A 14,638-nucleotide genomic window follows, 5' to 3' on the forward strand; every position below is an offset into this window, starting at 1 on the left:
GATCACTGCTCCCCTTCGCTGTATCCGTCTTGGAAGGAGGCGGCATAGGCGTCGTACTGCGCCCGCTGCTCGACCAGTTGCGGGGTCTGCTCGACGTACGCGTGCTCGAAGAAGTCGGTCATCTTCGGGTCGGGCATCGCCAGGCAGCCCGCGCGCAGCGTCGCGGCGACCTGATCGGCCTCGGCCTCGATCTGCTCGAAGAACTCGTGCTCGACACCGATCGAGCGGGCCAGGTAGGCCTTCACGCGCTCGATCGGGTCCTTCAGCTTCCAGTACTCCAGGTCCTCCGACAGCCGGTACTTCGTCGGGTCGTCGGAGGTGGTGTGGGCACCCATCCGGTACGTGTACGCCTCGACCAGCGTCGGGCCGCTGCCCTCGCGAGCGCGCTTGAGCGCCTGCTGGGTGACCGCGTACGTCGCCAGGACGTCGTTGCCGTCGACGCGGACGCCGGGGAAACCGAAGCCGGCCGCGCGCTGGTACAGCGGGATCCGGGTCTGCCTGTCGATCGGCTCCGAGATGGCCCACTGGTTGTTCTGGCAGAAGAACACCACCGGCGCGTTGAAGACCGAGGCGTAGATGAAGGCCTCGTTCACATCGCCCTGGCTGGACGCGCCGTCGCCGAAGTACGCGATCGTCGCCTCGCCGTTCTCGTCGCCGACCGCGTGGTCGCGCTGCTGGCCCATCGCGTACCCGGTCGCGTGCAGCGTCTGGGCGCCGATCACGATCGTGTACAGGTGGAAGTTGTTGTCGCGCGGATCCCAGGCGCCCTGGTCGACGCCGCGGAACAGGCCGAGCAGGTTCAGCGGGTTGACGCCCTTGCACCAGGCGACGCCGTGCTCGCGGTAGGTCGGGAAGACCATGTCGTTGGTGTGCAGCGCGCGGCCGGAGCCGATCTGAGCGGCTTCCTGGCCGAGCAGCGAGGCCCACAGGCCCAGCTCGCCCTGCCGTTGTAGCGCGGTCGCCTCGGTGTCGATCCGGCGAACCATGACCATGTCCCGGTAGAAGCCCTTGATCGCCTCGTCGTCGAGGTCGAACGAGTAGTCCGGGTGCTCGACGCGCTCACCTTCCGGCGTCAGCAGCTGGACGAACTCGACCTCCTCCAACGGCTGCGAGGGACTGACCGGCGCCTCGACGGGCGCGAACACTTCCGGGGCAAGGCCCGGCACCGACTCACTCACATGCACTCCTCGGGTTCGAGCGCGGGATCGCCGCGACCGCACGTTGCACGGGCCCCGGCCCAGCCAGCCGGGTGAGGCTTCGCAGGCGGGACCGCGTGGATCCAGGTTGATGCAGGGTGGTACTCACCGCTCGGCAGTGAACCTCCTCACTGGTATCACTGCCCATCTTGCCGGACACCGTACCCAGCAGGTTGCTGTTGCGCTAACTGTCTGGACGCGGACTTGTACGGCGGTACCGAAAGCCGTCTCGCGATGAGACACCAGTCCAGCCACTGGTCATATCTCTGACTGTCGTCAGGCTTAAATCACCGGTCTGTGACCCTACCGAGAGGTTTTGTGCGATCTGCGTCACAAACCGGTCTCGATCAGGGCAATTGCTCCAGGCGTACCAGTTTGAAGTTGGTCCCCTCCCGGTCGCCGTCACCGGGGGTGTTCTCGCCGTCATGCACGGCAAGCAGGCCGTGCGGGAAGAGCGGGCCGAGCGGCTTCGTCGTCACCGCGGCACCGTCACTGTGTTGTACACCGTCCGTGGCCGCGCCGTCGACGACCTTGAAACCGTTGCGGTACTCGAGGCCCTTCGCGGTGATCCGGTAGTTCGCGAAGGTGGAGTCGCCCTGGCTCGACGCGTAAAGGGTCTTGGCGGCGCCGCGGTAGGCGATCGTCAGGCCTTCCGCGTCGGCGCTGAGATGCTTGCCGCCGTCCTTCGAGACCGGGCCGGTGGGCGCGCACTCCTCGGTCTCCTCGTCGTACGCCCCGGGCTGGCCGAATTCGCGGGTCTTCTCCAGCAAGGTGGGCCGGCCGGCGAGCGGGATCTTCCAGATGCCGATGTCCTCCTGGGCGGCGTACAGAGTGGCCGTCGTCTGGTCGAAGACCATGCCCTCGATCTGCGGGCGGTCGCCCGGGTCCTCACATGGTGACCAGGTCGAACCGTTGGACAACTGGAAGGTCGAGGGCAGATCGAGCTGCTTCACGGCCTGGTAGCTGATCTTGCCCGTGCGATCGGCGACCAGCCGGAAGAGCCCGATCCGCGTCTCGCTGCGACGACTGACGGCGACGAACGCCTGACCACCGAGGTTGAGGGCCGCGACGCCGTACGCCGTCCGCTGCTCCTCGACCTCCGCGTCGTCCCTACTGAAAACGAGAGGAGCTGTGGGACTGGTGACATCCGTCAGCACCTTGTCCTTGGCATCCGACCCGCGCTGGTCGACCGCATACACCCGCAACTTGTCCAACCCACGATCACTCACCACGGCCAGGTCCCGCCGCTTGCCCCCGACGAAGACCCCAATAACAAGGTCAACGTTGTTGAACCGCCCATCCGGCGCAGTAGCCACATGCTGCAGCTCCTTGCCGCTCAGATCGAAGACCGTCAACCCACCGTTCTTCAACGTCCCCAACACCACACTCTTAGCCGCCACCCGCGGATTCACCCAGATCCCCGGATCATCCGCATTCGCATCCCCACCGGCTTCGTCATCCCAGTTCGGCGCCGTCTCAGCCACAGCTCGTACTTCCGCCAAGCGCGAGGGCTGCCCGGCCCGCTGCGAAGCCGGCGCCGAACTCGCGGCCAGCGCCGAACTCGTGACCAGCGCCGAACTCGTGACCAGCGCCGAGCTCGTGACCAGCGCGGCTCGCGGCGGAGCCGCGGCCGACGCGCCACCCAGCACCAGGGGCGGCGCCTCTCGCACCTCCTCTTTCTGGGCCGATGCCGAAGGCGAGGCGAGTGCAGTTGCGGCGGCAGCCGTCAACAGGACGGCGAGTGGGATGCGCATGGGGTCAGGCTGGTGGGTGTCGGTGACCGGGGGTGGACCAGCAGGTGAAAAGTGGCTTGTGGGGTGGTGTGGGGCGGAGTTAGTGTCAGCATCGTTCGTGCATTTGACCCATGACAATCGAGAGGAACCGCGATGACCGCCGCCGCGCCAGCGCCTGCAGTACTACCGGAGGCCACCGGCAAGCCGGCCTCGGCGGCGATGATCTGGTCGGCGCTCGCGGTGGTCTACGTCATCTGGGGCTCGACCTACCTCGGCATCCGGATCGTCGTCGAGGCACACATCCCGCCGATGCTCGGGATGGGCACCCGCTTCCTGGCGGCAGCCGTCTTGCTCGCCGCGTTCCTCGCCCTCAAGTCGGGCGTCACCAGGCTCCGCGTCACCCGCCGGGAGCTCCTCGGCGCGGCCGTCGTCGGGCTACTACTCCTTGCCCTGGGCAACGGCGCCGTCGCGATCGCGGAGAAGACCGTGCCGTCCGGCCTGTCCGCGCTGCTGGTCGCCGCGGTGCCGCTCTGGCTGATGCTGCTCCGCGTCGGCGGCGGCGAGCGCCCGCGCGCGCTGACCTGGCTCGGCGTACTGATCGGATTCACCGGCGCCGCCCTGCTCGCCCTGTCCGGCGGCGACACCAGCGCCAAACCGCTCTCGGTAGCGATCCTGGTCGCCGGCACGATCAGCTGGGCAGTCGGCTCCCGCTTCTCCCCGCGACTCGGGCTCCCCAAGGATCCGCTGCTCGCCACCCTGTACGAGATGCTCGCCGGCGGCACGGCGATGCTGCTGATCGGCGTAGCGGCGGGTGAGCCCGGCCGGCTGCACCTCGACGCGATCGAACCGAAGGGCTGGATCGCCCTCGCGTACCTGGTCGTCTTCGGCTCGCTGCTGGCGTACTCCGCCTACTCCTACCTACTGGCCAACGCCCCGATCTCGCTGATCGGCACCTACGCCTACGTGAACCCGGCGGTCGCGGTACTGCTCGGCTGGCTGATCCTCAGCGAGCCGGTCACCGCCGAGATCATGCTCGGCGGCGCGATCGTCGTCGTCGGTGTCGCCCTGGTGGTCAGCGCCGAGCGGCGCCGCACCTCTTAGTACCCCCGAAGAGAGAAGTACCCCTGGAAAGGGAAGAACCCGGGCTCCCATGGGGTGCCCGGGTCTCCCACCGCTGCCGATGCGCGCGGCAGCGGGTCCGTGTTGCCGAGCCGGCGCCGTGCCCCGAAAAAACACGGCGCGAAACTCCGGCAATGATGCGTGACAATCCGTTTCGTCATGGTAATGCCATTTCGCCGGCCACCGAGCCCGCCGAAAATACCCCATGAATGACGGGCAATCGTTCGCCCGCGATCAGACAACGACGAAACCGCCGATCGGTTACGGCCCGGCGAAAACGAATGCGGCTCACCTCCGGCCAGCCGCCGTGCGCCCCGCCTGGGTGACAAGTTGCCTGGTCAGAGACAGATTCCTGCTGCGGCAACGAACCCATCACTCGCCTGCTATGGGCTACCCCGGGATTCCCGCCTGAACCAAAAATGCGGCCAAGAAATTTGTAACCCACCCCATCACCCGTCGTTACCCACTAAGACGAATCCGTCATACCCGAAAGGAAACCTCGCATAATGCAGGTAACACGCAAGATCGCCGCTGCAGCGGCAGTGGCGACCGTTGCCACGCTGGGCCTGGCCACCGTCGTCAGCGCGAACATGATCGACGACAGCACCAAGGCCACCGGCGGTGTCACCGACGCCTCGGCGCTGAAGGGCTACGCCAAGGGCGGCAAGAACTGGTACTTCGTGCGTGACAACGGCGGTCTGGTCGCCGTCGACGACAACAACGTCGGCCCGTTCCAGGCCTGCCACAACGACGTGCCGATCAACGCCGTGGGCGGATCCGCTGCCGTTGACGACATCGTCGGCGTCGTCGGCATCGACAACGACGACAACCACGCCACCGCGGTGAAGACCTGCGAGCAGAGCTCGAAGCAGACCAACCACGGCAAGTGGTACCGGATCGGCGACGACGGCCTCGTTTCGGTCAGCCGCAACAACGTCGGCCCGTTCCAGGCCTGCCACAACAACGTCCCGATCAACGCCGTCGGCGGGGCCGCTGCTGTCAACACGATCTCCGGCATCCTCGGCTTCGGCAACGACGCCAACACGACGGACATCCTGAAGACCTGCGAGCAGGACTCCGAGCAGAACAACTGACCACTCCCTGGTCAGTAGTGATGATGGACACCGGACAGATCGCCTCGGTGGGGTGATCAACCGGTAGCAACACCTCGAAGCGGCATCGGGAAGTAAGCCTCACTCCTTCCCGGTGCCGCTTCTCAGGCTCCAAGAGTTTCGGTACGACGATCGCCCGGCCCCCGTCCCAGCGGGGGCCGGGCGATTGCGTTGTTGACCCGTCCGAGCGCGAGGGTCAGGCGGGGAGATCCCGGAGGTCGAGCACCGACCCGGTCGGGTACTGCGCCTGGATGACGGCCCACAACCCGGCCGCGGCCTGCTCGGGTGTGGTCAGCCCGCCCGAGCGCTTGAGCTCACGGAACCGCTCGACAGCGGGGAACGCCTGCTCGTCCACAGCCCGGATCTCACCCTGCATCGCCGTGTCCACCACTCCCGGCGCCACCGCGATCACCCGGCAACCCTTCACTGCGCCGGCGCTCTCCCGCTCAACCGCCGCCTCCTCGAGCCCGACCGTCCGCACCCAGTGCTCAACGGCTGCCTTGCCCGCGTTGTACGCGGACCAGCCCGGATACGCCTTGGTCGCGGCACCCGACGACAGCATCACCAACTGCCGCTCACAGTCGAGCCCAGCTGTCGCTCGCAGAAACGCCCGCCCGAGCACCTGCGGCGCCGCCGAGTTCAACAGCACCGCCTTCGCGTAGGCGGCGGCATCAACCGCCGCGGCCGCTCCGATCGGTACGACCGTCCCGGCGTTGTGGACGAAGATCACCCGCTCGCCGTCGAAGCCGGCCAGCTCCGCGGCGAAATGCTCCTCGACCCGCACCCAATCGGCCGGGTCGGCGAGATCGGCCGCGAAGTGCTCGACCACTCCACCCCTCCGGGACAGGTCGATCACTCGCGCGTCCGCGTACGGCGTACTGACGGCCAAGGCCGCCCCGATCCCGGCGGATGCGCCCGAGATCCAGATCAGGTTCCTCACTGGCGCCAGGCGCACGCGATCGTCAGGAAGAGGTCGTTGGCTTCGCGCTCGCCGATGGTCACCCGGGCACCCTCGCCGGGGAACGGCCGGACCGAGACGCCCTCTGCCTGGACGGCTTCGGCGAAGGCCAGGGTCTCGTCGCCGAGCGGCATCCAGACGAAGTTCGCGTGCGTCTCGGGGACGTCCCAGCCGGCCGCACGCAGCTCGCCGACGACCCGGGTCCGCTCGACCACGAGTGCCTCGACGCGGTCCAGCAGCTCCTTCTCAGCGCGCAACGACGCGACAGCAGCCGCCTGGGCGATCTCGCTGACGCCGAAGGGCAGCGCGCACTTGCGGATCGCGGCGATCACCGGCGCATGGCCGATCGCGTAGCCGATCCGGAAACCGGCCAGCCCGTAGGCCTTCGAGAAGGTCCGCAGGACGACCACGTTCGGCCGGTCCCGGTACATCTCGGTGCAGTCGGGCGTCTCGGTGTCGCGGACGAACTCGCGGTAGGCCTCGTCGAGTACGACGAGCACGTTGCGCGGTACGGCGTCGAGGAAGGCGACCAGCTCGTCGCGGTGGACGACGGGGCCGGTCGGGTTGTTCGGCGTACAGACCATGACGACCTTCGTGCGGTCGGTGATGGCCGCTTCCATCGCCTTGAGGTCGTGCCGGGCGTCCTCGGTCAGCGGGACCTGGACGGAGGTCGCGCCGGTCAACTGCACCGCGATCGGGTATGCCTCGAACGACCGCCACGCGTAGACGACCTCATCGCCTTCGCCGCAAGCAGCCTGAAGCAGGTGGTAGAGCACCGCGACCGAGCCGGTCCCGATGGCCAGATCCGTGACCGGTACGTCGAACCGCTCCGACAACGCCTCCAGCAACGGCAGCGCGCCCATGTCCGGGTACCGATTCATGTTCCCGGCGGCCTCGGTGGCAGCGGCGAGCACCCCCGGCAACGGCGGGTACGGGTTCTCGTTGCTGGACAACTTGAACGACGGGCGCCCGTCAGTGCGCTCCGGCGGCTTGCCCGGCTTGTACGCCGCGACGTCATCCAGCACGGAACGGAAGCGCACCTCGTTGTCAGCCGTCATGGCGGCAGGCTAGCTCCATACCCGCCCGCTTAGAACCCCGCGAAATCGGACTGGACAAATTGCCCACCAAACCCACGATTCCAGCACCACCAGCCCATCAACCTGGCCGAACCACCCACTCATTCGTCCAGCAAACAACCTGAACACTAGCTGGGGAGGATGACCTCGCCGCCGGGGACGGCGATGGGGCTGAGGTCGAAGTCGAGGGGGTTGGTCATGCAGCGGGCCGAGCCGCCGCCCTTGTGGAACTCGGACAGGTCGAGGACGACGACCCGCAGGCCCAGGCCGGTCAGGATGTCGCGGAGGCGGGGGGAGCAGGCCGGCATGATGATCGTCTCGTTGACCACCAGGGAGTTGCCGCTGAACGCGAACGCCTCCTCGTCGGTGAGCACGATCGGGTCCGGCACGATGCCGAACAGCTCGGCCTGGCTGGCGGCGTCGAGGGCCGGCGGGTAGACCATCGCGTGCGTGCTGTCGACCGGGCAGAACGGCAGGTCGAGGTGGTACATGCCCTCGTGCTGGATGCGCAGGCCGCGGACCCGGATCCCCCATTCGGTCGCCAGGTGCTCGAGCGCCCCGGCCTCGGTACGTGGGCCGTAGCCGACCACCAGGCTGTCCCCGAAGACGAACGCGTCGCCCGACTCGAAGTGCGAGCCGATGCCGTCGGCGCCGGTCCGCTTCAGCTCGAAGTCGTGGCCCATGAACCACTCGGCCGCGGTCAGCGACTCCTTGCGGCGCGGCTCGAACCGCATGTGCGACAGCATCGCCTTGCCCTGAGCAGTGGCGAAGCCCAGGTTCATCGCGTAGACCATGTCCGGCGAGTCGTCCCGCTGGGCCAGCACCTCGACCTCACCGCCGGCGTCGACGATCGCCTGCCGCAGCGAGTCCCACTGCTTGAGTGCCAGCTCCGGGTCGGGCTGGTCCTGGGTCGACATGTACGGATTGATCACGTAGTCGATCCGGAAATGATCCGGCCGGACCATCAGATAGCGGCGACCCCACCCCAGCGGCTGACCCATGTGTTCACCTCGTTGACTCCGGACCGTCAAAATTGACCGATCCCCTGATTGTCCGACAATCAGTCAGTGTGCAGGGCGGCCGAGATCGCGTCAACATGACTTACGCCTCGGCCGACGGCCAGGCGTAGGCGGCACCCGGAGGCAGGCTCAGCTGGTGGTGTAGATCAGGTCGAGCGAGTCGGGATCCCACCCGTTGCCGGCGATCCACTCGAGCGCTTCCTTCTTGCCGGAGGGACCGTAGACGAGGATCTTGACCGAGATCGCCTCGGGATTCGTCGGGTCCGACTTCGACTTCTGGTACGTCGCCTTGAAGTCGGGCCCGATGTACGGCAGCTGGGCCAGAATCGGGTACTTCTCCGCCAGCCGGCCCTGGATCTCGTCGTACTTGCGCCCCGCCTCGGCCTCGGTCTCGAGCTCCTGCTCCGGGTTGTTCTTGCCCCACTCGCGGCCGACCGGCCCGTTCGCGTAGAGGTAGACCTTCACCGACAGCGGGTCCTTGCCGCGCACCGTGATCGTCTGGGTGTAGCTCTGGAAGCCGTCCCGCTCGCCGGTCAGGGTGTGCGTGCCCGGCCGGACGTCGACCGCGCCGTTCGCCGCGATCGGCGCGCCGTCCAGCGTCAGGGTGAGGTCGTTGGGGATCGACGTCACGGTCAGCTCCGCCTTGGGATCGTGCCGCCAGATCAGCACGCCGCCGATCACGATGACGATCACCAGCAGGGCGACCGCGCCCATCACCAGCGTCCGCCGGCCGTCCTCCTCCATCAACTGCTCCTACTCATCGGGCTAGGGCTTCTTCTCGGGCGCCGGCTGGTTCTTCAGCCGGGCGACGGCGAACTGGTACTTCTTGCCGACGTTGTACGCGTACCCGGCCTGCGGGACGTGGCCGCCCAGCGATCCGGCCACCGAGTTGTACTTGCCGTACTTGCCGACGAACAGGTAGGTGTGCCCCTCCCCGATGAAGATGTCACCCGGCAGCAACTGGTCCTCGGTGATGTCGTCGATCACCTGGTACTTCGGCGAGGAGCGCAGGTAGGCGTCCTGGACGCTGGTGCCCACCTCCGGATAGTCCGGGTCGGCGCCACTCATGTGCATCACGGTCGAGACGAAACGCCCACAGTCGCTCCACACCCGGTCACCCTGGTCACTGTTGTACTTCGGCAGTGCCGCCTGGTACGCCGGAGTCGCGTCGCTCTTGTCCGGGCCGTGCCCCTCCTCCGGCCAGGCCAGCGAGATCGCCACCGCGGCGATGTTGCCACTACCCGCCGCACACGCCGTCGCCGGCCCCGCCCCGGGCTTGCCCGGCTCGGCAGCACCGCCACCGAAGGTCTTGAACACCTCCCGGGCAGTGGCTTGGCGCCGCCCGTACTCCGGGTCGTTCGGGTCCGTCGTGAAGATCTCGAACTTCGCGGCGAACACGTAGGCCGCGTCGTCGACCGTCTTGGTCGCCTTCATCGCGGTCCCGACGTCCGGCAGCGCCACCTTGCCACTGCCGTCGAGCTGGTGGATCAGGAAGTTGAGCTGGAACTCCAGCGTCTCGATCTGGCTGTCGGTGGCACCCATCGAACGGCCCGCGTTGATCACCTTGCTGGCCGGATACCACTGGACGATCCCCCAGGCCTTGTTGCCCAGGTTGACGGCCGTCGCGGCCGGCGTCTTCACGCCCGAGGTGGTGCCGTTGAGTCGTTGGGGCTCGACGCTCGACTCGTGGATCATGTTGCCGACGATTCCGGCCGCCTGCTCCTTGGAGTAGCCGTTCGTGACCAGGAAGTTGAACGCCTTCTCCTGGTTGGTGCCGCCGACCAGCGGACCGCCGGCGCCGCCGCAGCCGCAGCCGCCGCCCGCGCCGCCGGAGTCCGTCGTGCTGAAGAGGGTTGCCGGGTCGGTCTGTTTGAGGTCGGTGCCGTCCGAGTCGGACGCGGCCCAGACCTCGAAATGCAGGTGGGCGCCGCTCTTGCCCGGGGCGTCCTCGTTGCCCTCGCCCACCGTGCCGATCACCTGGCCGCGGGTGACCGCGTCGCCCTTCTTGACCGCCTTGGTGTCGAAGAACCGGTACCAGGTCTCCAGGCCCTCGCCGTGGCTGATCTTGATCCAGTCACCCTCGGTCGAGATCACGTCGCCGGCCTCGACGGCGTACACGTTCTTGCCCTTCTCTACGACGAAGTCGACGCCCTTGTGGGTCTCGTCGCCCTCGTCGTCCCAGCCCTGGTCGGGGGTGTGGTTGTCGGTCGGCCAGGCCATCGAGGTCTCGCTCGCGCCGGACGACGGAGTGCACGCCGCGGCGCTGTCCATGCTGCTCAGCACGCCGACGATCATCGCGATCACGATGATCAGCGGCAGGAAGAACACGAGCATGACGCCACCGATGATCGGCAGTGCCTTGCTGTCACCCACGGTGCTCTCCTCGCTGTGTCTCTTCCGGGCGGGCCAGGAGGGGCCACTGGGTCAAAGACTGCCCGAAAACCAGGTCATTATGTCGAGAGTTATCCACAGGTTGACCGCCGACCTGCTCGCCGCCGGGTGCCGAACGCGACAACGGCGGCTGACTGGACGACAATCGCTGCATGTACGAACGGCTGCGGGTGGACCGCTCGACCACGGTGGACCGGGTCGTCGACGCGCTCCGCGCCGCCCTCTTCTCGGGTGACCTCGAGCCCGGCACCCCGCTGCGCGAGCAGCCGCTGGCCGAGGCGCTCGGTGTCGCCCGCAGTACGGTCCGCGAGGCGATGACGATGCTGGTCACCGAGGGCCTCGCGGTCCGCGAACCGAACAAGGGCGTCAGCGTCGCGATCCTGCACCCGGCCGCCGTGGCGGACATCTGCCGCGCCCGGTTCGTGCTCGAGTCGGCCGGGATCAGGGCCTGGTTCGACGCCGACGAGGTCGCCCGCGAGCGCGTCCGCGCCGCGATGCGCACCTTCGCCGCGACCGCCAAGGAGGGCGCCGACCCCGAGGCGATGACCGAGACCCACCTGGCCATCCACCGCAGCCTGGTCGCGCTCACCGGCAGCGAGCGGCTGACCGCCACCGCCGACTCGATCACCGGCGAGGCGAGGCTCGCGCTGGCCCGGGTCGACGCGCTGCGCCAGGACGCCAAGCAGCAGGTCGCCTCGCACCGCAAACTCGTCCGGCTGCTCGAGAAGGGCGAGCTCGACGAATGCGTCGAGGAGCTCCGCCGGCACCTGGCCGGTGCCGAGGAGTCGCTGCTCGAAGCCATCGCCACCCCGCCCTCCTGAAGTCATCCGTCCTCCGACGCAGCGAAGGACCGGCCGGATCCGCGTACGGCGTGGGACGGGTGTGATGAACCCCGGGGTGGCAGGATCGACGTATGAAGAACTTGATCATCAAGTTGCTCGCCAACGCGGTCGCGCTGGCGGTTGCGAGCTGGGTCGTCAGCGGCATCACGCTGGAAGGCTCGACCACCGGACGCCGGGTGCTGACGCTGCTGATCGTGGCGGCCATCTTCGGGATCGTGAACGCGGTGGTGAAGCCGATCGCCAAGCTGGTCTCGCTGCCGTTCATCATCCTGACGCTGGGCCTGCTGATCTTCGTGATCAACGCGCTGATGCTGCTGCTCACCTCGTGGATCACCGGCAAGCTGGACGTCCAGTTCCACGTCACCGGCTTCGGCGCCGCCCTGCTCGGCTCCCTGGTCATCACCCTGGTCGGCATGCTGCTCAACGCCGTCCTCCCCGACAAGGCCGAAATCAACTGAGCCCGCGATGACTTCGACGATGAGGCGGATCGAGGTCGTCTGCACGGGCAACATCTGCCGCTCCCCGATCGGCGAGGTCGTGCTGCGCGCGAAGCTCGCCGACGCGGGGGTGGACGACGTGGTCGTGACGAGCTCCGGAACGAGCGGCTGGCACATCGGCGACCCGATGGACTCCCGCGCCGCGGCGGCGCTGGCCAGGCGCGGGTACGACGGGAGCACGCACCGGGCGCAGGAGTTCCGCAGCACCTGGTTCGCTGATCGGGATCTGGTCCTCGCGATGGACTCCAGCCACCTGTCCGCGCTGCTCCGGCGCGGCGGCGGCGACCTCGTCGTACCGGTCGAGCTGTTCGCCGACGACGACGTACCGGATCCGTACTACGGCGACGACGCCGGCTTCGACGACGTCCTCGACCAGATCGAAAAGGCGGCCGACCGCTGGGTCGACCGCCTCTCGCACTAACCGTTCGCTACTTGGTCTGGCCGATCTCCGTCAGCAAGGTGGCGAACCACTCCACGGAGGGGTCGAACTCCTTGCCGCCTGCGATCCGGGGGAACTCGATGGCGCGCAGTTCGTCGCCGCGCTCCTCGTCATGCCCGACGACACCGCTCTCGCCGCGCAGCGCCGCGTCGACCGCGTAGTCGGTGCACTGCTTGATCAGCGCGAGGTCGGCGTCGTTGGCGGCCGCCGACCGGCTGAAGTAGCCGCTCTTCTGCACCATCGTCTTCTCCGCGCCGATCCGCTCGGCGAACTGCTTCGCGAACCAAGCGCCCGGGTTGACCGCGTCCAGCTTCACGTGCCCGAACGGATCCCGCGGTACGTCCTCGCCGCGCGCCTCAAGCTCGGCCACGATCGACGGTACGCCGGCGCCCTCGGACAAGAAGATGGTGACGCAGTCGTTCTCGTCCATCACCGCCTTCAGCCGCTCGGCCTCGGCGTCCAGGTCGATCGTTGCCTCAGGCACGTACACGGCGTGGACGTCCCAGCCGCCCGCCTCCAGGCCGATCCCCGGGTTCCACTCCTGCGCCTTGACCCACTTGCGGTACTCCGCCGCGGTCGCGGCCGTCAGCCAGCCGCAGTTGCGCCCCATCACCTCGTGGACGACGAGCATCCGCGGGTTCGAGCTGTGCTCGGCGATCACGTTCTTCGCGAAGATCGCGCCCTGCTCGGCGGCGGTCCAGGCGCCGAGGCTCTGCTTGATCGGGATGACGTCGTTGTCGATCGTCTTCGGCAGGCCGACCACGGTCAGGTCGTAGTCGTGCTCCTGCAGGTACGCCGCCAAATCGGCCGCGGTGGTGTTGGTGTCGTCGCCGCCGATCGTGTGCAGCACGTCGACGCCGTCCGCGACCAGCCGCTCGGCCGCCACCTGCAGCGCGTTCTGGCCGTCCTGGATCAGGCCGCGCTTGATCAGGTCGGCGGTGTTGGTCAGCTTCACCCGGCTGTTGCCGATCGGGCTACCGCCGAACTTGTGCAGCAGACCGGCCTTGGCCCGGACCTCGGGCGTGACGTCGAGATGCCGGCCGCTGAGCAGCCCGTGGTACCCGTTCAGGTAGGCGATGATCTCCACGTCGGGCGCAACTTCGCTGTAGCGCTCGATCAGCCCGCCGACGGCGGACGACAGGCAGGGCGCGAGCCCACCCGCGGTGAGAAGGGCAACTCTGCGGACGGACTTGTCGGCAGCCATGGTCAGGGTCCTTCCAGAGGTCACTGAAGTCGCCCTCAGCGTAGTGATGCAGACCACTCCTGGCGCTGGTTGGGGTTCAGCCTTCGGACACCAGCCATCAGAACCAGTACTGCGACCAGCCCGAAAATCGCGTTGCCGATCAGGTCCACCGTCGGCGATCCACCACTCTCGGGCCGCGTCGGGAAGGCCACCCAGGTGTAGGTGAGGGTGGCTCCGGCGGCGAGCGCGAAGACCTGTACCTGTCCCCAGCCGTCTTGGCGAGACCAACGCGGAATGAGCGTGAGCCCGAGCCCGGCGACCACGCACCCCACGATCACCCCCGGCCACTCGTACCAACCCGCGCTGATGAAAGCAGGCGGCGCCAAGTACGCACTGGTCGCCACGAGCGCACCGACCCCAACCATCAGCGGCGCCGGCGCTCGACCCGGGATAGGTGTCACAGGCTTGCACGGTCTGAACGCCAGTACGACCAAGGCGACGATGACGACGGCAACTCCGATGAGTTGCGCCGGAGAGGCGAGGAAATGCTCTTCCGAGTAGTTGCCGAAGAAGACGAAGACGCCGCCGGCGACGTAGAGGAGAGCGGTGACGACCAAGCCCGGCGTCCGCAACCAGGGCGTAGTGCGACGGGGACCGGCCAGCGTCTCGATGATTGCGATCGGGACACTGATGCTCCAGACGGCGTGCAGCGCGATGATCGCCAGGGTCAGCTCGACGCTCATGCCGACGGCCGGGAGGTACGAATCCCCGTGCAGCAGGTCCTGTCCGGCGTACGAGTCGTTCCAGAGCAGCTGATCGATCGGCCCTTCCTCGATCAGCGCGTACGCCGTCGCCAGCAGCGCCATCGTCGGCCAGCCACGCCCGGTACGCCGGGTCACCTCACGAATCAGCAGCGCACCCGCGCCGTACATCGGCGCCAGCAACAGCCCGATCCCCAGCTCCCCCAGCGTCAGATTCCCGAGCAGGAACTCCCCCACGAACGGCGCGAGGAAAGCCAACCCCAACGCCGGCGCGACTCGTCTCATACCGCCGCACGCTAGTGCGCCTCAAAG

At 67.8% G+C, this 14,638-nt stretch carries 14 protein-coding genes; 5 read left to right on the forward strand and 9 right to left on the reverse strand.

Features of this window, described 5'->3' with window-relative positions:
* Positions 1-2 precede the first annotated feature (2 nt).
* Both pdhA and AB0M15_RS32115 read right to left on the reverse strand, forming a co-directional pair.
* Positions 3-1,103: a pyruvate dehydrogenase (acetyl-transferring) E1 component subunit alpha gene (gene pdhA / locus AB0M15_RS32110; RefSeq protein WP_363827173.1), complete on the reverse strand. Its 1,101-nt coding sequence runs from the start codon at positions 1,101-1,103 to the stop codon at positions 3-5.
* Positions 1,104-1,543: 440 nt separating this feature from the next.
* Positions 1,544-2,950, reverse strand: coding sequence for a phytase (locus tag AB0M15_RS32115; RefSeq protein WP_363826475.1), 1,407 nt, complete (start codon positions 2,948-2,950; stop codon positions 1,544-1,546).
* Between the two features lie 132 nt (positions 2,951-3,082).
* Here AB0M15_RS32115 and AB0M15_RS32120 point away from each other — a divergent pair, with 132 nt between their 5' ends.
* Positions 3,083-4,030, forward strand: a complete 948-nt coding sequence (locus AB0M15_RS32120; RefSeq protein ID WP_363826478.1) for an EamA family transporter — start codon at positions 3,083-3,085, stop codon at positions 4,028-4,030.
* 524 nt (positions 4,031-4,554) lie between these two features.
* Entirely contained in the window at positions 4,555-5,142 is a 588-nt protein-coding gene (locus AB0M15_RS32125; RefSeq protein WP_363826481.1) for a hypothetical protein, read from the forward strand.
* A 214-nt stretch (positions 5,143-5,356) separates the two neighbouring features.
* Here the strand turns inward: AB0M15_RS32125 and AB0M15_RS32130 are convergent, their stop codons facing one another.
* The 5 genes from AB0M15_RS32130 to AB0M15_RS32150 all read right to left on the reverse strand — a co-directional run bounded on the left by AB0M15_RS32130 (position 5,357) and on the right by AB0M15_RS32150 (position 10,586).
* On the reverse strand, positions 5,357-6,100 hold the full coding sequence (locus tag AB0M15_RS32130; RefSeq protein WP_363826485.1) for an SDR family NAD(P)-dependent oxidoreductase: 744 nt from the start codon (positions 6,098-6,100) through the stop codon (positions 5,357-5,359).
* Positions 6,097-7,176, reverse strand: a complete 1,080-nt coding sequence (hisC, locus tag AB0M15_RS32135; RefSeq protein ID WP_363826488.1) for a histidinol-phosphate transaminase — start codon at positions 7,174-7,176, stop codon at positions 6,097-6,099. Before hisC ends, AB0M15_RS32130 begins: the two co-directional genes overlap by 4 nt.
* Before the next feature lie 146 nt (positions 7,177-7,322).
* The gene (locus AB0M15_RS32140) at positions 7,323-8,195 is read right to left on the reverse strand and encodes an arginine deiminase family protein (RefSeq protein WP_363826491.1); all 873 of its coding nucleotides are present in this window, start codon (positions 8,193-8,195) and stop codon (positions 7,323-7,325) included.
* Between the two features lie 147 nt (positions 8,196-8,342).
* Positions 8,343-8,957 (reverse strand): PEGA domain-containing protein, encoded by a 615-nt coding sequence (locus tag AB0M15_RS32145; protein ID WP_363826494.1) that lies wholly within the window; start codon positions 8,955-8,957, stop codon positions 8,343-8,345.
* 21 nt (positions 8,958-8,978) lie between these two features.
* Complete coding sequence (locus AB0M15_RS32150) at positions 8,979-10,586, reverse strand: phage tail tip lysozyme (RefSeq protein WP_363826497.1); 1,608 nt, start codon at positions 10,584-10,586, stop codon at positions 8,979-8,981.
* A 170-nt stretch (positions 10,587-10,756) separates the two neighbouring features.
* Here AB0M15_RS32150 and AB0M15_RS32155 point away from each other — a divergent pair, with 170 nt between their 5' ends.
* From AB0M15_RS32155 to AB0M15_RS32165, 3 genes are all read left to right on the forward strand, one after another.
* Entirely contained in the window at positions 10,757-11,425 is a 669-nt protein-coding gene (locus AB0M15_RS32155) for a GntR family transcriptional regulator (protein WP_328330972.1), read from the forward strand.
* Between the two features lie 92 nt (positions 11,426-11,517).
* On the forward strand, positions 11,518-11,904 hold the full coding sequence (locus AB0M15_RS32160; RefSeq protein WP_363826501.1) for a phage holin family protein: 387 nt from the start codon (positions 11,518-11,520) through the stop codon (positions 11,902-11,904).
* Between the two features lie 7 nt (positions 11,905-11,911).
* The gene (locus AB0M15_RS32165) at positions 11,912-12,364 is read left to right on the forward strand and encodes a low molecular weight protein-tyrosine-phosphatase (protein ID WP_363826505.1); all 453 of its coding nucleotides are present in this window, start codon (positions 11,912-11,914) and stop codon (positions 12,362-12,364) included.
* A gap of 7 nt (positions 12,365-12,371) precedes the next feature.
* On the opposite strand, the gene AB0M15_RS32170 is transcribed toward AB0M15_RS32165, so the two are convergent.
* The gene (locus AB0M15_RS32170) at positions 12,372-13,586 is read right to left on the reverse strand and encodes a pyrophosphate--fructose-6-phosphate 1-phosphotransferase (RefSeq protein WP_363826508.1); all 1,215 of its coding nucleotides are present in this window, start codon (positions 13,584-13,586) and stop codon (positions 12,372-12,374) included.
* 35 nt (positions 13,587-13,621) lie between these two features.
* On the reverse strand, positions 13,622-14,611 hold the full coding sequence (locus AB0M15_RS32175; protein ID WP_363826511.1) for a hypothetical protein: 990 nt from the start codon (positions 14,609-14,611) through the stop codon (positions 13,622-13,624).
* Positions 14,612-14,638: the final 27 nt, after the last annotated feature.

It is taken from the genome of Kribbella sp. NPDC051718, from assembly GCF_040681515.1.
Lineage (GTDB): Bacteria > Actinomycetota > Actinomycetes > Propionibacteriales > Kribbellaceae > Kribbella.

Coding starts and splice junctions, on each gene's coding strand:
- AB0M15_RS32115 (WP_363826475.1), bottom strand. CDS start 2,950: ATGCGCATCCCACTCGCCGTCCTGTTGACGGCTGCCGCCGCAACTGCA.
- AB0M15_RS32120 (WP_363826478.1), top strand. CDS start 3,083: ATGACCGCCGCCGCGCCAGCGCCTGCAGTACTACCGGAGGCCACCGGC.
- AB0M15_RS32125 (WP_363826481.1), top strand. CDS start 4,555: ATGCAGGTAACACGCAAGATCGCCGCTGCAGCGGCAGTGGCGACCGTT.
- hisC (WP_363826488.1), bottom strand. CDS start 7,176: ATGACGGCTGACAACGAGGTGCGCTTCCGTTCCGTGCTGGATGACGTC.
- AB0M15_RS32140 (WP_363826491.1), bottom strand. CDS start 8,195: ATGGGTCAGCCGCTGGGGTGGGGTCGCCGCTATCTGATGGTCCGGCCG.
- AB0M15_RS32145 (WP_363826494.1), bottom strand. CDS start 8,957: ATGGAGGAGGACGGCCGGCGGACGCTGGTGATGGGCGCGGTCGCCCTG.
- AB0M15_RS32155 (WP_328330972.1), top strand. CDS start 10,757: ATGTACGAACGGCTGCGGGTGGACCGCTCGACCACGGTGGACCGGGTC.
- AB0M15_RS32160 (WP_363826501.1), top strand. CDS start 11,518: ATGAAGAACTTGATCATCAAGTTGCTCGCCAACGCGGTCGCGCTGGCG.
- AB0M15_RS32165 (WP_363826505.1), top strand. CDS start 11,912: ATGACTTCGACGATGAGGCGGATCGAGGTCGTCTGCACGGGCAACATC.
- AB0M15_RS32170 (WP_363826508.1), bottom strand. CDS start 13,586: ATGGCTGCCGACAAGTCCGTCCGCAGAGTTGCCCTTCTCACCGCGGGT.
- AB0M15_RS32175 (WP_363826511.1), bottom strand. CDS start 14,611: ATGAGACGAGTCGCGCCGGCGTTGGGGTTGGCTTTCCTCGCGCCGTTC.